Consider the following 12,956-nt stretch of genomic DNA (forward strand, 5'->3'; position numbering starts at 1 on the left):
TTAACCTGCTGTTCACCTGGGCGTGTCGCAGATGTCACCGTACGCTCTTGACTTCTCCCCCAACCGACCGACGGAGCCGTCATTTCCCCTAGTCAAGTCAATGTCAACTGAAGCTTGAGAGTTCACCTGCGACCGCTCGGCCCCTAGTGTCAGCCACGGAGGTCGTCGTACGCGTGTGGGACACCCTGTCGGGGAAGGGCAGGAGGTCCGGGGAAGCACCCGCGACGACGACCCCTTCGGGCACCGGCGTCGGCGTCGGAGCCCGCACATCGCGGCGGCTCGGGAAGGTCGCCGGGAGGGGAAGACGTCATGGGCTTCGTGACACGCGCCCTCGGGCGCACGGCAGCCACGGCCACACTGGCCGGCCTCGTCACTGCGTCGAGCATGGTCTTCGGACCACTCTCGCAGTCGGCACAGGGCGACCGGTTGACCGCGACCACCGGAGTGAACCTGCGGTCGGGACCCGGCCTCAGCTACACCATCGTCGGCGGTCTCAGCACCGGACAACGGATCACCGCACTGGGCGGATCCGTCGACGGCTGGACGCCGGTGGACCTGAACGGCCGACGGGTCTACGTCGCCAGCCGTTACGTCAGCGGCGCCACCGACGGCGCCACGCCGGTGTCGACCGGTGCAACAGGTACCGCTGTGACGACGGTCAACCTCAACGTACGCACCGGCCCGTCCACCTCGTACTCCGTCGTCACCACCCTGGGCAAGGGCACCACGGTCACCCTGACCGGGACGACCTCGGGCGGATGGACCCAGATCTCGCGCAGCGGACACGCCTACTGGGTGTCGAGCGTCTATCTCGGCGCCGGCACCTCCAGCGGTTCCACCGGCGGGTCGTCCTCCGGCAGTACGGCGGCCGGTGCGGCGTACACCACGACCGCACTGAACGTCCGCACCGGACCCTCGACGTCGTACGCCGTTGTCACCACGCTGGTGCGCGGCACCAAGGTGACAACGACCGGGACGGAGCAGAACGGCTGGACCCAGGTGCTCTACAACGGCGCCACCCGGTGGGTGTCCAGCGCCTACCTCACCAGCGCCGGCGCCTCGGCCAGCCAGCCGGCCCCCTCGGTCGTCACCGGGTCCGGGACGATGTACGCCACCACCTCGGTGAACGTTCGCACCGGCCCGTCGACCGGCTACAGCGTGGTGACCACGCTGGAACGCGGGCAGCAGATCGCCACCACCGGCAAGACGTCGAACGGCTGGACCGAGGTGGTCTGGCAGGGCGCCGCCCGCTGGATGTCGAGCCAGTACCTCAGCACCAGCAACCCCGGCCCCTCGAACGCGGTGCAGCCGGTGAGCGACGGTTCGGTGATCGCGTCGGCGCTGCCCGGGTCGGTCGGCCTGTCCGGCACCATCCCGGGGGTCAAGAAGGTCATCAACCTGGTCGAGACCAACTGGCCGGTGGTCGGCCCGTACTACGGCGTACGCGTCGAACCGGGCTCGGACCACAACGACGGCCACGCCGTGGACTGCATGATCCCGAACTGGTCCGGGGCCAACAAGGCGGTCGGCGACGCGATCGCCGCCTATCTCCAGGCCCACGCCCGGGAACTGAACATCAACTACATCATCTGGCGCCAGCACATCTGGTCGGTCGCCCGCTCGTCGGAGGGATGGCGGCCGATGGCCGACCGGGGCTCGACCACGGCCAACCACTACGACCACGTGCACGTCAGCGTCTACTGAGACCGCTGAACGTACGAGGCAGCGGAACGTACGGGGCACTCGTCGCGTACGCCTCACCCCTTGGCGGTCGGACCGGATCATCACGGCGGTGAGTGGCCCGGGGCCACTCACCTCACCGGCGTGACTCCGGACCGGCCCGCCGCGTGCGCAGGAATCGCCCAGTACCGTCGGCTGGGCTATGCTGTTCGTCGGCCCTTCGCCCGTGACAGAGCGGATGGCCGTGGTGCTCAGCACCGAGTCCCCTTCGTCTAGTGGCCTAGGACACCGCCCTTTCAAGGCGGCAGCGCGGGTTCGAATCCCGTAGGGGATGCTCATTATGATGTCTCAGGACCTTGGAAACCGGTGAATCCTCGATGTGGGGGGTTCACCGGTTTCGTGCTGTGGGCCGGGGTTGGTAGTCCCTGGTGCGGTCAAGGATGAGTCTGCGGAGGATGTCGCCGGTGGCGTTGATGATGGTGATGCCGAGGTCGTGGACGAACAGGGTGATGAGGGTTCGCGCGTGGGCGTGTCCGATGCCGATGTGACGGAGGCGTCCGGCGTGGCGCCAGGTGACGCGGCCTGATTTGTCAACCTCGTCAGTGCGGACCCGGCCAGCCGGTGAGGCGGGTCGCGGGGGTGGGCAGGGGCCAGCGGGACCGGCGCTGGTTGTATGCCAGCACCGTACGGGATGCCACAGCTCTCGACTGCTCCGACGCACATTGGATCCGATCCTCAACCATCAGATGCGGCACGAATTTCGGAGCCCCGTACCTGTCAAGTACAGATCAGCCGATAGATCTAATTCTAAATCTCAGCAATACTAAGGATCGAATCACCTCAGAATTTCATCTCTGGCCGCATCTGGCGGCCTTCTGCTTGCCAGACAAGGATGTCCAACCAACACATTGAAGATCGCCACCAAACCTCCTTGCGAGCCGCTGCTGGGCGAAGGACCGCTTATAGTTGTCGGAGACTCTGGAATACTTAGAGATTCTCAGCCCAGATAAGCGTGGACTGTAGCACGGATGGCGTCCATATGGTCGTAGATCTGCTCAACATTTTCAATCGGAACTTTAACCTCATTCTTTTCACCGTCAATCAAACCGAGATACTTCTGGCGGGCATTAAAACGAAACCTGCAGATCGGCTTCCTGTTGGTGTTGTCGAAAAGGACGCTGAAGTGCGACTTGGTATCACGCCCAGCAATTCGCTCCAACGAAACTTCCGAAACCACAATCGCTCGCACAATGTTGTAGGCCTCAACCTCTTCAACGGTGGTCTCGATCCCGCGGCTCCCTTCACCATTACCCTCGGAATTTTCCTCGCCGGTATCGACCTCAGGCTGGGGGGTGGGCCCCGTGACCGGCGCCGCTCCCACGACAGCGCCCTGGCTGCCGAGAGCTGACTTCAGCCGTTCGTTGACCCGGTCGTTGACAAACTGTGTCACTGCCTTGCGGGTGATTCCGAGAAAAAACTCACGCATCTTCGCGGTCAGCGAGCCCTCGTACACACGGGTGGCGAAAAGGCGCACGAAGTCCTCGCCAGGCTCGGTGAACTCCTTGGCAATCTCGGCCTTCACCGCCGACACGTACTTCAGTTCCTCCGCAGCAACAAGGACAGACTCCAAGTCGAACGCAGACTTGGTGAGCTTCTTCAGCTCAGGCAGCGTGTAGGGGTCGACATCGAGGAGGTTAAGCCGCAAGAACGGCTTCTCGTCCATGATGTTCGGCTTGTCGAGGTCGGTGTAAAAGTTCCAGTATTGCCCGTTCGTGAGAACTCCGATCCGAGCGTTCGACACATGGAAGTAGCGGACGAGCTGCCCGGCGTTCTCCAAGGTCAGCGGGGTGCCAATCTGCTTGGCCTCAATCAGCATCTGGACCACACCATCACGCATGATCGCGTAGTCGATCTTCTCGCCCTTCTTCGTGCCGATGTCGCAGATGAACTCGGGCACCACTTCGGCCGGGTTGAACACGTCGTATACCCGAGAACGCGGCTGATGAACGGCATGATGACCGCGTTCTTCGTCGCCTCCTCGGTCTGCAGTGTGTCCCGGTACTCCGAGACCTTCGACGCGAGATCAGTCAGTGCATCCTCGAACGCCACGGCACGCCCTCTCTGTACGCTGTGGTCAGACCGGGTCGTCCAACCCGCCCTGGTCCGCCCCGTCTGTCGAATCAAATCCTGAGCGATTCACTCACGCGCCCACCGTGAATGTGGCAGGCCCGACGTTTGCGGACACGCCCGAGACTCTACAAGTTATGGACCCTGTCTGCCCCGAAAGCTCTGCGCAGGTACGCCGCATCGCCCGTCGCCTCTGGGGCGACACATCGAACGCCACTCAGCCAGCACTCCGCTCGGCCACCGCGACCAGCTCGGCGGCGATCCCCCGGGGCGGCTGGCCGGTGCGCCACACCGCGAGGAGCGGGCGGACCAGATCGAGGCCGGCGATCGGGACGACCACCAGCTCCCCCGCGTGCACCAGGTCGGCAACCACCAACTCGCTGAGCACGCCCGGCGCCACCCCGGCCTGGACGCTGGCACGTACGCCGGCGTTGCTGTTGAGCACGGCCGCCGCCGGGGCCAGGGTCCGGGGCGCGAGGGCCTGTTCCAACACGGCCCGGGTGCCCGAGCCGATCTCCCGAGTGACCAACGGCGTGGCGGCCAGATCATCGGGATCGACCGCGGGGCGTACGTGCCAGGGGTGGTCAGGCGCGACGACCAGCACCAACCGGTCGTGGGTGACGGTGTGGTGGGTGAGCCCCGGGGTCGGGCTGGGATCCTCGACGAAGCCGAGATCGACCGCCCCCTCCAGCACCAGCCAGGTGACCTCCGCCGAGTTCTCCACCCGCAACCGCACCCGATCCTCGGGGTTGTGGCGGCGCAACTCGGCCAGCCACCCCGGAAACAGATGCTCGGCGACGGTCATCGACGCCGCCACGTCCAGCTGGCCCCGACCGGCCGATTCCAGCGACCGCAGCGCCAAGGTGAAGCCCTCGGCCTGGTGCAACAGCGGACGGGCCCAGGCGATCACCGCCTGTCCGGCCTCGGTCGGCTCACTGCCCCGCGGCGTACGCCGGAACAGCACCACCCGCAGTTCACGTTCGAAGCGGCGGACCGTACGACTGGCGTTCGGGCCCGCCATCCCGACCGCCCGGGCCCCGGCGCCGACGCTGCCGTGGTCGGCGATCGCCACGAGCAGGTCGAGCACCTGGAGGCTCGGGTAGGTCGTCACCTCTGGATGATGTCACTTCCGGCGGTCCACGGTGTCGGGCGGCGATCCCCGGCGGGTGCGTCCTCGAGCGACACCACCGGGCGCATTTTCCTCACGCCGCAAGGCCGCGGGTCGCGAGGGCGCGGACGGAGGCCACGGCGCACAGCAGCACCGTGCCGCAGAGCACCACGGTCCCCACCTCCCCGACACCGGCCAACAGCGCGCTGCCGGTGCCCTGCCCCAGCAAGGTCGCCCCCAGGGCCAGCGTCCCGATCGGAAACGTCAGTGCCCACCACCCGGGGCTGAACGGCATCCGGCGCAGGAAGCCCCGTACGGTCACCGCGATCGCCCAGCCGACCAGCGGCAGGCCGACGGCGAACATCGCGACGCCGTACGCGTCGGCAGCCCGGTGGATGACGGCAGCCGCCGGGCCGGTCAACGCCGGCGCGGCCTGGGCGGCGATCGACTGGGCCGCCGCGGTGGACTGACCGACCATCCCCAGCGGGATCCAGGCTGACGGCGACGCCGCCAGCGCGATCGGGGCGATCCGCCAGTGGTGGTGGTAGGCGACGGCGAAGACGATCGTGCCGACGCACAGCGACAGGAAGAAGCAGCCGACAGTGACCAGCAGCAGCCAGATCCGCCCGGGGCCGGCGAGGTGCGACAACAGTCCGGTGCCCGTGGTCGCGGACACCATCGGCCCGACCACGGCCAGTCCCCACACGGTCGTCGGCGCCCCGCAGTCGCTGCCGACCAGTCGAGCCCCGAACCCCAGTGCGGTCAGCAGACCGATCAGGGTCCCGAGCACCCAGAGCACGCCGTCCATCGCCCACGCGGTCCGGGTGAGGCCCGGCCACCAGGCCGGCACCACCGTGGCGGTGCACGACCCGACGGCCAGCAGCCCCATCGCGACGGTGCCCCACAACGGCACCGTCGCGACGTCGCGCACCGTCTCGGTGAAGGCACGGCTGTCGCGGAGAATCCGGCCGACGAATCCGCCGGTGAGCAGGACCAGGACGACCCAGCAGGTCACCAGCAGCGCCACGGAGCCGACGTGTCCCCACGGCAGACGCCCGGCGAGGGTCTGCAGCAGGGTGCCCAGGATCCCGGTGCCCATCGCCGCCGGGTACCAGGCCGGGCCGAGGGGCGGCAGGCGTACGCCACGGAGAGTGACGTCCGACGCAGGATGCGCGGGGTCGGCGAGGAGTGCGGTCATGGCCTCCATCGTCGGGGCGGTCCCGCGGGACCGGTAGCCCCCGACCCGGCAGGCACCCCTATCAGTCGGATAAGGGAGCCCACCGGGCGGGACGCGATGCCGGTGCAGGGCTGCGGACCCTGCCGATCCGGGCCGAGGGCCGCGCCGAGCCGGGCCGAGGATTCTGCGATCAGGAGGATTCTGTGATCAGACCGCGCGGCTCCGGCGGCAGGGCGCTACCGCGTGAGCGCCGGGTGGTCGGTCGGCGGCGCCAGGAACGGGATCCGCGGCATCACCCAGTCGACGCCGATCACCCGGACCGCGGGTGCCACCGACAGCGACCAGACGATCGAGGCGAGCACGTCGGTCGGGTAGTGCATCGCGTCGATCATGATCGACAATGCCACCACCGCCACCAGCACCGTGCCCACGACGGTCCAGAGCCGCTGCCAGCGGCTGCCGCGCAGCAGATAGGCCACCGCGATGACGAAGGCGACGATGAAGACGGTGTGCCCGCTGGGGAACGAGGCATCGGTCTGCACCGGGATGAACGGGTGCGCCATCACGGCCGCGTCGGGGCGGGTGCGGTCCACCAGCATCTTCACCACCGCCGACGGGAGCCAGGTGACCGCCACCATCCCGCCGAGGGCGACGGCCGCACGGAGGTTCTTGCCGAGGAGCCAGATCGCCGCGCAGATCACCACGGTGATGATGATCGCCGGCACCGGGCTGATGACGTGGTAGACGGCAGAGGTGAACGCCCCCAACGCGCCGGTGTGCAGCCCGTTCAGGGCCTTGGACAGCGGCAGGTCGACCGGATGGCCCTTCAGCGCGAAGCCCACCCCGGTGATCACCACGATCGCCACGACCGCGGCCAGGATGAGCGTCAGCGGATAGGCCGAACGGCGGAAGATGCCGTCCTCCGCGGGGGCCCGGTGAGCCGACAGCCGGAGTTGTGGGACAGACATGACAAGAAGGGCGCTTTCTCTCGCGGACGGGACTCCATCATCCTCTCCGAGGACCAGGATCCCGACCACGATCGTGAACGCTCCCTGAGCGCCGCGTGAGGGATGGCTGAGCCTGGAGCCGTACGTGTGGACCGGACGAGGCGACCGTAGTAGAGGCGTAGGTCGGCGACTCCGCAGGCGGGCTAGGCTCAGGACCCCGCAGGCGGGCCTAGGCTCAGCAGCGTGCGTACGACCACCGAAGTGCTGCCCGGTCTGACCCTCACCAGTCTCACCCTCGACCTGCCCCTCGACCACGCGGGCCCCGCGGCGGGGACGATCGAGGTCTTCGCGCGGGTGGTGACCGGCGAGGGCGGGCAGGACAAGCCGTGCCTGCTCTTCCTCCAGGGTGGCCCCGGCAACGAGGCGCCCCGTCCGACGCTCGTCCCGGCCGGACCGTCCTGGCTGCCGCGCGCCCTGGAGGACTACCGGGTGGTGCTGCTCGACCAGCGCGGCACGGGCCGCTCCGCGCCGATCTCCTCCACCGTTGTCCGGCAGGAGGGCCGGGTCGAGGCCCGGCCGGCCGCGCCGCTCGCCGGTCTGGAAGTGGCCGAGCAGGCTCGCTACCTCACCCATCTGCGGGCCGACGGGATCGTCCGCGACGCCGAGGCGGTGCGGCAGGCGCTCGGGGCGGCGCGCTGGACCGTGCTGGGCCAGTCGTTCGGTGGCTTCGCCGCCCTGCACTACCTGTCGGCCTTTCCGGGATCGCTGGACGGCGTCATCCTCACCGGCGGGCTCAGCGCCGTCGGGCACCCGATCGAGGACATCTACGCGACCACCTGGCAGATCATGATCCGCAAGTCCGAGGAGCACTACCGCCGCTTCCCCGGCGATCGGGACCGGGTCCGCCGACTCAGTGCCCTGTGCGCCCGGGGCGCGATCAGCCTGCCCAACGGCGACCGGGTCTCCCCCGACCGGTTCCGTACGATCGGGATCCGGCTGGGCATGCAGGGCGGCGCGGAGCAACTGCACTACCTGCTCGGCCTGGATCCCGGTTCTGCGGCGTTCGCCCACGACCTGGCTGCGACGCTCCCCTTCGCCGGCCGCAATCCGCTCTACGCGGTGCTGCACGAGTCGTGCTACGCCGACGGGGTGGCCACCCACTGGGCGGCGGATCGTACGATGCCCGACCGGGTCCGCGAGGACGTCACCCTGCTCGGTGGGGAGCACCTGCACCGTTCGCTGTTCGCCGAGGACACCGAGCTGGCGGCCTTCGCCGGGGTGGCCGACCGGCTCGCTGAGCACCCCTGGGACCGGCTCTACGTGCCGGAGCAGCTCGCCCGGGCCGACGTCCCGGTCGCCGCGGCGGTCTACCAGCACGACGCGTACGTGCCGCTGGAGTACTCCCTGGAGACCGCCGGCCTGTTGCCGGACTGCCGCACCTGGGTGACCAGCGAGTACGAGCACAACGGGCTGCGGATGGATCCGGCGGTGCTCGACCACCTGATCGGCCTGCTCCGCGGACGACGCTGGTTGTAGTGCCTGCCCCCGGCGGCACGCCGTGCCCCTCAGGCTGCAGGCCGCGCCCTCAGGTGCACGCCGCGCCCGCCGGCCGTAGGGCCGGCCCCCTCGGGCTGTGCCGCCTGGGGGTGATCCCGGAGGCCTGCCCGGGGACCTCATCCTGCACGGTGATCTTCCGGGAGCCGCCCGCGGCATGATCCGTCCGGCGGCTCTCCGCGACAGGGTGGAGGCATGTCTTCAGCACTGCATCCGGCGACCGGCGCACCCGGCGCTGCCCCTGCTCCCTGTCTCGTCGCGGAGGACGTGACGAAGTCGTACGGCTCGACCGTCGCCCTGGCCGGGACCAGCCTGACCATCGACCCGGGCGAGGCGGTCGCCATCATGGGTCCCTCGGGCTCGGGCAAGACGACCCTGCTGCACTGCCTGTCCGGCATCATCGCGCCGTCGTCCGGAACGATCCGGCTCGACGCCGGTGTCGGCACCGTACGGGTCGATCGACTCGACGCCGCCGGACGGGCACGGCTGCGGCGGGAGTCTCTCGGTTTCGTCTTCCAGCAGGGCATGCTGGTCCCCGAACTGACCGCCGTGGAGAACATCGCGCTGCCCCTCCTGCTCAACGGCGCGGAGCGAGCCGATGCCGAGCACCACGCGTCCCGCTGGCTGACCGCCCTCGGCCTGGACGGCCTCGACGATCGCCGGATCGGCCAGCTCTCGGGTGGCCAGGCGCAGCGGGTGGCGATCGCCCGGGCCCAGGTGGTCGATCCGGCGATCGTGTTCGCCGACGAACCCACCGGCGCGCTCGACTCGGCGACCGCCGCCGATGTGATGGATGCCCTGCTCTCCTCGACGGTGGGACGGGGCCGCACGCTGGTCGTCGTCACGCACGATCCCGGCATCGCCCGCAGCTGTTCGCGGATCCTCACCCTGCACGACGGCCGCATCGTCAGCGACGTCGGCCGCCCGGAGGCGGCGCCGGCCGGTCACCGGTCGGCCGCTGACCGCGCCTCGAGGGGCGACGTCCGGAATCACGACCTGCGGAATCACGACCTGCGGAATCACGACCTGCGGAATCACGACCTGCGGACCAGCGGCGTCCGGAATACCGGCGTCCGGAGCAACGCGCTCCCCGGCGAGGTGGCGTGATGAGCGCGTCATCCGACCCGTCGGCCCTGTCACCCGCCACGAACCGTCCACCCGAGGCCGTCCCGACGCAGCTGTCCGAGCCCACTGCTGCGGGCCGGCTTCCTGAGGCGCTGCCGTTGCCGACCCACCGCGGCCCGCTCCGGCCGACCTGGACGCTGCTCGCTCTGCTGGCCCGCCCGACCCTGCGTGATCGGGCGGCCTGGGGTCTGCCGGTGACCGCCTTCGCCGTGATCTCGACGATCATCCTCGACGTCACCGGGGGCGCGGCGATGTTCTGGTCGTTCACCGGTGAGCTGGCGGGGACCTATCGGCTGTTGTCCAGCATCGCGGTGGTGTTGCTGGTGTTGCCGCTGGTCACTCTGGCGTCGTCGGCCGCCAGGCTGTCCGCCCGCCGGCGCGACGACCGATTGTCCTCGCTGCGGCTGCTCGGCGCGACGTCGTTGACCCTCCGGTTGGTCACCCTGGCCGAGGCCGGGACGTACGCCCTGGCCGGCGCGCTGCTCGGCTGCGTGGGGTACGCGATGACCCTGCCGCTGCTCGGCCTGTTGTCGTTCGACGGTCACCGGATCGGCGCTGCCGCCCTGCTGCTCGGCCCGGGCCCGCTGGCCGCGGTGGTGGCCGCCCTGGTCGTCCTGGCCCTGGTCAGTTCCGCGCTGGGCCTGCGTGCCGTGGCCATCTCCCCGCTCGGGGTGCGGATGCGCAGCACCCCCCAGTCGGTCTCCCGGGCCCGCATCGTGATCGGAGTGCTGCTGCTCGTGGTGGCGGTGCTGGCCACGAAGATCGCTCCCCTGTTCGGCGTCCAGTCGGGCCCGGTGGTCGCGCTGGCAGTGGGCTTGTTCGCCATCGCCGTCGCCCTGGAGGTGATCGACATCGTCGGGCCCCGTCTGCTCGCCGTCCACTTCCGTCGCGGACTGCGCCGCGCCCGGACGGCCGAGGCCCTGGTCGCCGCCCGTACGGTCCTGGAATCACCGAAGCAGGCCTGGCGACAGGTAGCCGCACTCGGGTCGGTGTGCTTCGTCGGGGTGGCCGGCGGGTCCGGGGTGGCACTGTTGGAGCGGTTCTCGACCGGCGCCGGAGCGAGCGATATGGCACTGGTCCAGGACATCCGGACCGGCGTGCTGCTGACCATCGTCTTCGCCTTCGCGACCGTCGCCTGCTCGGTCGGCATCAACCAGGCCGCGGCCGTGCTCGACCGCCGCCGCGTCGAGGTCGGCCTCGACCTGATCGGGATGGACCTGACGCGCCAGGACCGGGCGCGCCGACGGACGGTGCTGGGGCCGCTGTGGTTCGTCATGGTGGTGTCCATCGCCAGCGCAGCCGTTGTCCTGCTGCCCCTGGTCGGTGCCGCGCTGGTGCTGTCGCCGGCGACGCTGGTCGTCACCGCCGCGGTGATGGTGGTCGGCGCCCTGTTCGTCGTGCTCGGTCTGCGGGCCACCCGGCCTTCGTTGGCCCGGGTGCTGGCCGACGGCCTCGCCCGGACCGAATGACAGTCTGACCGACGGCCCCGGTGCACGCACCCGGATGCCCGGGTCCGGACTCAGACGTCCAGGGTGATCAGCTCCACCGGCTCGATGCCGGCCTCCTTCAGCTGCGTGGCGTACGGCTCGGTGGCGTACGCGAATCCGTCGCCGCCGGCATCGGTCACCCGGCGCACCGCCAGGTGCGCGCCGCCGAGGTCCAGAGTGAGCCGGCCCCGCGCCCGGGACAGCGGCCCGCTGCCGTCCGGGGCCGGGATGCGACCGGGATCGCGCGGATCGAGCCCGCCGAGGGCGAGCACCCCGTCGGCACACTCCCCCGCCCGGACCGGCTCGGCGAAGGACACACCCGAGTCGTCGGCCTGGAACGCCAGCACCCACTGTCCGCTGCCGCGGGCCGCGTCGGACAGGTCGACGACCAACACGTCGGTGACCACCCCGTCCACGGCATCCGGGCGAGCACGGTAGGCGGCTGCGGCACCCTGCTCCCAGTCCTCGCCGGTGGCGGGGTCGGCCTCCACCAGCGGCATCACCGCCGCGCGGACCAGACCGATCCACCGCGGACCGAGGCCTTCGACAAGCGCCGCCGCCGGGACGATGCTCCAGTCGGTGGCGACCTGCAGCACGACGCCGAAGTCCTCCCGGGCCAGCACCAGGGCCTGCCCAGTCCGCTCCAGGGAACGGCGGATGACGAGCTCCTGGCAGAACGTCTCGAACCACGAATCCATGCCCCCCATCCTGCCCCCTCGCCCGGTGGGCGTCGGCGACCGGCTGCCCCGTCACGGCATCCGCCCCGGAACGGTCGCGCGGCCGGCCTCGCCCGGGCCCGCGTGGGCGACCGCCCCGACCTCCGCGGGGAGCCCGGGGAGGTGGATCGCGACCGGCCGGACGACCTGCACGCTGACCACGTAGCGGTACATGTCACCCACAGCACGGCAGCCGGTGAGGGTGGCCGGCGGCTCGGCCTCGACCTGGCGCCGGACCGCGGGGCACGGGTCCGCCCCCGTGACGTACGCTGCCGCGCCGGCCAGCGCCGCACGGTCGGCAATGCCTCGCACCCGGTGCATCCCCAGGGCGTACGTGCCGCCGATCAGGCCCGCCCAGGCCAGCACCAGCAGGATCGCCACGGTGGAGGCGAGCAACGCCGTCCCTGAGCCCCGCTGGTCCGTCCGTCGACGGCGCGGACCGCCCGCCGGCCGACCGGCGGCCGCCCTCATCGGATCGCCCCCGGCTCGAGCAGCACCCGGGCCTCGGCGACAAGCACCAGGTCCTCCGGCCGTCCCGGTGGTCCGCTGGGCAGTTCGCCGCGGACCAGCACAGCCTGCGCCTCCGGCGAGACCGTGAGGCGGGTGCCGGCCACCGCGTCGGACCGGGCGGCGGCCACTGCCGTCCGGTCACCCCGGGCGGTCTGCCGGGCGACCTCGGCGACGGTGTCCTCCAGCAGGAGTTGCCGGGTGAACAGGTGCAGACCCCAGGCGAGCAACAGCGTCACGAGAACGACGGCGACGGTGCCGACCGCCAGCTCCGCGGTGACCATGCCGCGGTCGGCGTGCCGGCTTCGATCGGGCCATCCTGCTCGATCGGAACACCTGCCTCGACCGGGCCGCGACCCCCGGCCGCGATGCCGATGTGACGCTCGCCCGGGCCGGTGACCGGAGCGCGCGTCCCTGACCGGGTGACAGCTCGCGGTGATCATGGTGGTCCTTCCCAGGGACTGTGGCGGCCCGGGTGGACGAGCCGTCGGACGAATGGACGGAGACCGGAAACGGCCGGTGGCGACA

Annotated in this window: 10 protein-coding genes, 1 tRNA gene and 1 pseudogene; 5 read left to right on the forward strand and 7 right to left on the reverse strand. The window is 70.3% G+C overall.

Annotation, left to right across the window (positions count from 1 at the left end; translation table 11 throughout):
- Positions 1-309: 309 nt before the first annotated feature.
- Positions 310-1,704: an SH3 domain-containing protein gene (locus R0146_RS01945; RefSeq protein WP_317691183.1), complete on the forward strand. Its 1,395-nt coding sequence runs from the start codon at positions 310-312 to the stop codon at positions 1,702-1,704.
- A gap of 237 nt (positions 1,705-1,941) precedes the next feature.
- Positions 1,942-2,014 (forward strand) — tRNA-Glu (locus tag R0146_RS01950).
- Between the two features lie 663 nt (positions 2,015-2,677).
- Here the strand turns inward: R0146_RS01950 and R0146_RS01955 are convergent.
- The 4 genes from R0146_RS01955 to R0146_RS01970 form a co-directional block, all read right to left on the reverse strand.
- Positions 2,678-3,658, reverse strand: coding sequence for a type I restriction enzyme HsdR N-terminal domain-containing protein (locus R0146_RS01955; RefSeq protein WP_317691184.1), 981 nt, complete (start codon positions 3,656-3,658; stop codon positions 2,678-2,680).
- A 366-nt stretch (positions 3,659-4,024) separates the two neighbouring features.
- Positions 4,025-4,918 (reverse strand): LysR family transcriptional regulator, encoded by an 894-nt coding sequence (locus R0146_RS01960; protein ID WP_317691185.1) that lies wholly within the window; start codon positions 4,916-4,918, stop codon positions 4,025-4,027.
- Positions 4,919-5,009: 91 nt separating this feature from the next.
- Positions 5,010-6,113 carry a TDT family transporter gene (locus tag R0146_RS01965; protein WP_317691186.1) on the reverse strand — a complete coding sequence of 368 codons (1,104 nt, stop codon included), beginning with the start codon at positions 6,111-6,113 and terminating at the stop codon, positions 5,010-5,012.
- A gap of 215 nt (positions 6,114-6,328) precedes the next feature.
- Positions 6,329-7,060: a phosphatase PAP2 family protein gene (locus R0146_RS01970; protein ID WP_317691187.1), complete on the reverse strand. Its 732-nt coding sequence runs from the start codon at positions 7,058-7,060 to the stop codon at positions 6,329-6,331.
- 222 nt (positions 7,061-7,282) lie between these two features.
- On the opposite strand from R0146_RS01970, the gene R0146_RS01975 reads away from it, so the two are divergent.
- From R0146_RS01975 to R0146_RS01985, 3 genes and pseudogenes are all read left to right on the forward strand, one after another.
- A complete protein-coding gene (locus R0146_RS01975) occupies positions 7,283-8,575 on the forward strand; it encodes an alpha/beta hydrolase (protein ID WP_317691188.1) in 1,293 nt (430 codons plus the stop codon).
- A gap of 213 nt (positions 8,576-8,788) precedes the next feature.
- Positions 8,789-9,508, forward strand: a pseudogene (locus tag R0146_RS01980) (ABC transporter ATP-binding protein); the annotation flags it as partial.
- 191 nt (positions 9,509-9,699) lie between these two features.
- Positions 9,700-11,187, forward strand: coding sequence for an FtsX-like permease family protein (locus tag R0146_RS01985; RefSeq protein WP_317691189.1), 1,488 nt, complete (start codon positions 9,700-9,702; stop codon positions 11,185-11,187).
- A gap of 50 nt (positions 11,188-11,237) precedes the next feature.
- Here R0146_RS01985 and R0146_RS01990 read toward each other — a convergent pair whose 3' ends face one another.
- Genes R0146_RS01990 through R0146_RS02000 form a run of 3 tightly spaced genes read right to left on the reverse strand, consistent with a single transcriptional unit; the run spans position 11,238 to position 12,712 of the window.
- Positions 11,238-11,903 (reverse strand): hypothetical protein, encoded by a 666-nt coding sequence (locus R0146_RS01990; RefSeq protein WP_317691190.1) that lies wholly within the window; start codon positions 11,901-11,903, stop codon positions 11,238-11,240.
- A 51-nt stretch (positions 11,904-11,954) separates the two neighbouring features.
- Positions 11,955-12,392 carry an Rv3654c family TadE-like protein gene (locus R0146_RS01995; RefSeq protein WP_317691191.1) on the reverse strand — a complete coding sequence of 146 codons (438 nt, stop codon included), beginning with the start codon at positions 12,390-12,392 and terminating at the stop codon, positions 11,955-11,957.
- The gene (locus R0146_RS02000; protein ID WP_317691192.1) at positions 12,389-12,712 is read right to left on the reverse strand and encodes a TadE family type IV pilus minor pilin; all 324 of its coding nucleotides are present in this window, start codon (positions 12,710-12,712) and stop codon (positions 12,389-12,391) included. The genes R0146_RS01995 and R0146_RS02000 overlap by 4 nt, the downstream gene beginning before the upstream one ends.
- Between the last annotated feature and the right edge of the window lie 244 nt (positions 12,713-12,956).

Source organism: Raineyella sp. LH-20 (assembly GCF_033110965.1).
Lineage (GTDB): Bacteria > Actinomycetota > Actinomycetes > Propionibacteriales > Propionibacteriaceae > Raineyella.

What these genes read in the sequence shown, in the direction of transcription:
- R0146_RS01945 (WP_317691183.1), top strand. Translation starts at nt 310, where the DNA reads ATGGGCTTCGTGACACGCGCCCTCGGGCGCACGGCAGCCACGGCCACA.
- R0146_RS01965 (WP_317691186.1), bottom strand. Translation starts at nt 6,113, where the DNA reads ATGACCGCACTCCTCGCCGACCCCGCGCATCCTGCGTCGGACGTCACT.
- R0146_RS01970 (WP_317691187.1), bottom strand. Translation starts at nt 7,060, where the DNA reads ATGTCTGTCCCACAACTCCGGCTGTCGGCTCACCGGGCCCCCGCGGAG.
- R0146_RS01985 (WP_317691189.1), top strand. Translation starts at nt 9,700, where the DNA reads ATGAGCGCGTCATCCGACCCGTCGGCCCTGTCACCCGCCACGAACCGT.
- R0146_RS01990 (WP_317691190.1), bottom strand. Translation starts at nt 11,903, where the DNA reads ATGGATTCGTGGTTCGAGACGTTCTGCCAGGAGCTCGTCATCCGCCGT.
- R0146_RS01995 (WP_317691191.1), bottom strand. Translation starts at nt 12,392, where the DNA reads ATGAGGGCGGCCGCCGGTCGGCCGGCGGGCGGTCCGCGCCGTCGACGG.
- R0146_RS02000 (WP_317691192.1), bottom strand. Translation starts at nt 12,712, where the DNA reads ATGGTCACCGCGGAGCTGGCGGTCGGCACCGTCGCCGTCGTTCTCGTG.